The 1298-nt window shown below is 68.8% G+C and carries 1 protein-coding gene; it reads left to right on the forward strand.

The features are described 5' to 3' along the window. Positions 1–1298: glycoside hydrolase family 15 protein (locus DAT37_RS12510; RefSeq protein WP_109524934.1), on the forward strand; the 1298-nt coding region annotated here is incomplete at both ends.

The following is a 1298-nucleotide window of genomic DNA, read 5'->3' on the forward strand; positions in this document are numbered from 1 at the left end:
GGTCAGGGACGCTGACGCGCACGCGACCTGGACCCTTCGCGCGGGCGAGATCGGCGGGGCGGTGATCGAGTCAGCGGCTGAGGAGGAGCCACCCCTGCTCGACCGGCACGATGTCGTCACGATGTTCAACGCGACGGTTCGCTTCTGGCGTGACTGGCTGGGCCGCTCGACCTACCGCGGCCGCTGGCGGGAGATGGTGCGCCGCTCGGCGATAACGCTCAAACTCATGACGTACGCGCCCACCGGGGCGCTCGTGGCGGCGCCGACCACGAGCCTTCCCGAGCAGATCGGCGGCGAGCGCAACTGGGACTACCGCTACACCTGGATCCGCGACGCCTCCTTCTCGGTGTACGCGCTGCTCGGGCTCGGCTACACGGACGAGGCGGCGGCGTTCGCGACCTGGCTTCGCGACAGGGTGGGCGAACGGGCGGGCAACGACTCGGGGCCGCTCCAGATCATGTACCGCATCGACGGCACGCCCGACCTGGAAGAGGAGATCCTCGACCATCTGGAGGGCTACAAGGGCTCGCGCCCGGTGCGGATCGGCAACGGCGCGTACGACCAGCTCCAGCTCGACATCTACGGCGAGGCGATGGACTCGGTGGACCTGGCCGACAGCCGCGGGCTCATGGTCGCCCACCAGGGGTGGCAGAACCTGTGCGAGGTCCTCGACTGGCTCTGCGACAACTGGGACCGGCCGGACGAAGGCGTGTGGGAGACCCGCGGGGGACGCCAGCACTTCGTCTACGGACGCCTCATGTCCTGGGTGGCCATGGACCGCGCGCTGCGCATGGCGGACCGTCGCGGCCGTCCGGGCGACGTCGACCGCTGGAGGGCGGCCCGCGACGACATCTACCGCCAGATCATGGAGAGGGGCTGGAACCAGAAACGCGGCGCGTTCGTCCAGCACTACGCCACCGACGTGCTCGACGCGGCGAACCTGATGATGCCGCTGACCGGGTTCATCGCTCCGCGTGACCCGATGTGGCTGTCGACTCTCGACGCCATGCGGCACGAGCTGGTCGAGGACAGCCTGGTCTACCGCTACGACCCCAGCGCCTCCCCTGACGGGCTGCGCGGGCACGAGGGCACGTTCTCCATCTGCACGTTCTGGTACGTGGACGCGCTCGCCCGCTCGGGGCGCCTCGAAGAGGCCCGCCTGACGTTCGAGAAGATGTTCACCTACTCCAACCACCTGGGCCTGTACTCCGAGGAGATCGGCCCGTCAGGTGAGCAGATCGGGAACTTCCCGCAGGCGTTCACTCACCTGTCGCTCATCAACGCCGCGATGAACCTGG

This window comes from Nocardia aurea (assembly GCF_003123685.1).
GTDB classification, from domain to species: domain Bacteria; phylum Actinomycetota; class Actinomycetes; order Mycobacteriales; family Mycobacteriaceae; genus Nocardia; species Nocardia aurea.